5 protein-coding genes are annotated in these 2,985 nt (G+C 56.3%); 4 read left to right on the forward strand and 1 reads right to left on the reverse strand.

The features are described 5' to 3' along the window. Nucleotides 1–209 precede the first annotated feature (209 nt). On the reverse strand, nucleotides 210–575 hold the full coding sequence (locus ACR0AD_RS21035; RefSeq protein WP_480484960.1) for a winged helix-turn-helix transcriptional regulator: 366 nt from the start codon (nucleotides 573–575) through the stop codon (nucleotides 210–212). Nucleotides 576–699: 124 nt separating this feature from the next. On the opposite strand from ACR0AD_RS21035, the gene gstA reads away from it, so the two are divergent. The 4 genes from gstA to ACR0AD_RS21055 are packed head-to-tail and all read left to right on the forward strand — an operon-like array spanning nucleotide 700 to nucleotide 2,894. Further along, nucleotides 700–1,311 (forward strand): glutathione transferase GstA, encoded by a 612-nt coding sequence (gene gstA, locus ACR0AD_RS21040; protein WP_480484959.1) that lies wholly within the window; start codon nucleotides 700–702, stop codon nucleotides 1,309–1,311. Next, nucleotides 1,308–1,688 carry a nuclear transport factor 2 family protein gene (locus ACR0AD_RS21045; protein ID WP_480484958.1) on the forward strand — a complete coding sequence of 127 codons (381 nt, stop codon included), beginning with the start codon at nucleotides 1,308–1,310 and terminating at the stop codon, nucleotides 1,686–1,688. The genes gstA and ACR0AD_RS21045 overlap by 4 nt, the downstream gene beginning before the upstream one ends. A gap of 4 nt (nucleotides 1,689–1,692) precedes the next feature. Beyond that, nucleotides 1,693–1,914 carry a tautomerase family protein gene (locus ACR0AD_RS21050; protein WP_480489513.1) on the forward strand — a complete coding sequence of 74 codons (222 nt, stop codon included), beginning with the start codon at nucleotides 1,693–1,695 and terminating at the stop codon, nucleotides 1,912–1,914. After that, nucleotides 1,911–2,894: an NAD(P)H-dependent flavin oxidoreductase gene (locus ACR0AD_RS21055; RefSeq protein ID WP_480489512.1), complete on the forward strand. Its 984-nt coding sequence runs from the start codon at nucleotides 1,911–1,913 to the stop codon at nucleotides 2,892–2,894. Before ACR0AD_RS21050 ends, ACR0AD_RS21055 begins: the two co-directional genes overlap by 4 nt. Nucleotides 2,895–2,985: the final 91 nt, after the last annotated feature.

The following is a 2,985-nucleotide window of genomic DNA, read 5'->3' on the forward strand; positions in this document are numbered from 1 at the left end:
ACAGCCAATGTCGGGCATCAGCAGCCTAACGACAGTTAATGTGACAACACAGAAAGAAAGGCTCGAGACACGCCATTTGCGCGTCGATCAGCCAGAAAAATCACTCATGTCACCGCTCCGTTTTCGGAGCTGTGAAGCACGCGCACAACAAAAACCAATGAATCCTGACCCTAGATTTGCTGCAAAGCTGTCCGAGAAGACGGGACCACTTAATCTGCCCCCTGTTGACTACTTTGTCGTGCCTTCAGTCGGTGGCCGACCTGAACAATCGCGTCAAGGGCCGGGATCAATTCGGCCCCAAGCTCGGTCAGGCTGTATTCCGTCGAGGGGGGCGACGTGCGCCGAACATGGCGGACCAGCACACCTCGTGCAGCCAGTTCCGACAAACGGGCCGAAAGTACCTTGGCAGAAATCGGCGGAATATCCGAACGCAGTTCACTAAAGCGGCGCGGCCCGGCCCGCAACGACCAGATCACGTTCGGCGCCCAGGCACCTGCAATCACAGCCATGCATTCGGTCAGCATGCAGGGTTCGGGTGGCGCAGGGCTTCGGTTGTTCCGCATCTTCAGGGCCATGAGTCGTTACCAGGTTTCTGTTGGGTTACTCTATTTTTTAAGTAACCATCAGAAACCTAGTTGTCAACGGATATGCCCTTCTCCATGTCTATGGTGCCACCAGTAATCCCCAGAAAGGAATACCATGAAACTCTACTACAAACCGGGCGCATGTTCGCTTGCCAGCCACATCGTGCTGACCGAAATCGGCACTCCCTTCGAAACTGAGGCCGTTGATACCGCGGCTGGCCGCACTGAATCCGGCGCGGATTTTAGATCCATCAACCCCCGAGGATATGTGCCGGTGCTTGCGCTGGACGACGGTGAACTTGTCAGGGAGGGATCCGCTATTCTTCAATATCTTGCTGATAAGAACCCGTCCTCTGATCTGGCACCATCAAACGGAACGATGGCCCGGACACGGGTTCAGGAATATCTGAGTTTTGTGGCGGCCGATCTGCACAAATCCTTCAGCCCGCTGTTCAAGGGTGATTCCACCGACGCCGAAAAAACCAAGGCGCGCAGCATCGTCAAAACAAAATTCGATCAGGTCGAAAACATACTGGCCGATGGGCGGGAATACCTTGTGGACGGAAAGTTTTCGGTCGCGGACGCATATCTTTTCGTTGTCTCGAACTGGGCAAATTTTACGGAAATCGATTTGTCCGGCTGGCCAAACCTGAAAGCCTATGTCGAGCGGGTGGCAGCACGTCCCGCAACACAAACGGCGATGCGCGCCGAAGGGCTGATCCAATGACCCCGGCCGATCACAAAGCTGTGGTCGAATTGATGGAGGCCTATTTCGAGGGCCTTCATCACGCCGACAGCAACGCCCTGAGACAGGTGTTTCACCCGAAACTGGCCTATATCTGCGCCACCGAAGGGGATGAGCTGTATCTGGATCTTGAGAGCTATATGGCCCGTGTGGATCAGCGTGAACAGCCAGCAAAGCGCGGTGACCCGCGCGATGAAGAGATATTGCAGATCTCCTTCGGCAGTCCGAGGCTGGCCCATGTCATGGCCCGTATGTCGATGATGGGGCGCGATTATCTGGATTACCTTTCCCTTGTCCGCCACGGCAATGACTGGCGGATTGTCACCAAGGTCTTCTCCTACGTTCCAAGGAAGGATTAAAACCATGCCATATGTGAATGTCAAAGTAACCCGTGAAGGTGGTCCTGACGGAACCGGCCCAAGCCAGAACGAGAAAGCAAAGCTGATCGCCGGAGTGAGCGAACTGTTGCACGAGGTGCTGGGCAAAAACCCGGCAACCACAGTCGTCGTGATTGACGAGGTCGATCTGGACAACTGGGGCATCGGTGGGCTGCCGGTTGTCGACTACCGAAAGACGGCCACGTGAAAACCCGGCTGACCGAGCGCCTGAACCTGTCCCACCCGATCATTCAGGCGCCAATGGCGTTTGTTGCGGGTGGGTCGTTGGCCTCGGCTGTGACGCAGGCGGGCGGGCTTGGGTTGGTCGGCGGGGGTTACGGCGATCGGGACTGGATTGCGCAACAGTTCGATGCAGCCGGAACCACCCCTGTCGGGTGCGGTCTGATCACATGGAAGTTGGCAGAGCAGCCCGCTCTGCTCGATTACGTGCTGGAGCGCGGGCCAGCCGCGGTCTTTCTGTCCTTTGGTGATCCTGCACCCTTTGCCGACAGGATCAAACGGACGGGCGTTCCGCTTATCTGCCAAATCCAGACACTTCGGGACGCGCTGCGTGCCATTGCGGTTGGCGCCGATGTCATTGTGGCTCAGGGGGCCGAAGCTGGTGGCCACGGCGAGGTGCGCGGCACGATCGCGCTTGTGCCCGAAGTGGCGGATAAAATTGACGCATCGAACAGTTCGGCTGTACTTTGCGCCGCCGGTGGTATCGGCGATGGTCGCGGTCTGGCTGCGGCCCTGATGCTTGGCGCAGATGGCGTTGTGATAGGAACTCGGTTTGTTGCTGCAGATGAGGCGCTGATCCATCCGCAGATTCTCAGCGACATCTTGCGCGCATCGGGGGATGAAACCGTTCGAACCTCGGTTCCCGACATCATTCGCGGTTATTCTTGGCCGGACCGATACTCAATCCGGGTACGTCGAAATGATTTTGTCAGTAAATGGCATGGTCAAGAAGCCGCGCTAGACGCCGGCTTGGATGTCGAAAGACGACTTTGGAACGATGCTCAGAATTCCGGAAATCCGTCAATCGTTCCCGGTATTGTCGGCGAAGGTGTGGGTATCATAAGAACCTCGAAACCTGCAGAACAGATCATTGACGAGATCATGCGCGATGCGATCGACCTCATCAAAGGTGAAGGTGGCAGACATTTGTTTCGGCATAAGGCTTGATTGTCTATCGGTCAAAAAACGCGATTAGGTGGGATCTAATGGTGTTGTCACATTAACTGTCGTTAGGCTGCTGATGCCCGACATTGGGCGG

The organism is Ruegeria sp. BH8 (genome assembly GCF_056538065.1).

Bases quoted from the DNA above. Each gene is read 5' to 3' on its own strand.
- ACR0AD_RS21035 (WP_480484960.1), bottom strand. From the start codon at position 575: ATGGCCCTGAAGATGCGGAACAACCGAAGCCCTGCGCCACCCGAACCC.
- gstA (WP_480484959.1), top strand. From the start codon at position 700: ATGAAACTCTACTACAAACCGGGCGCATGTTCGCTTGCCAGCCACATC.
- ACR0AD_RS21045 (WP_480484958.1), top strand. From the start codon at position 1,308: ATGACCCCGGCCGATCACAAAGCTGTGGTCGAATTGATGGAGGCCTAT.
- ACR0AD_RS21050 (WP_480489513.1), top strand. From the start codon at position 1,693: ATGCCATATGTGAATGTCAAAGTAACCCGTGAAGGTGGTCCTGACGGA.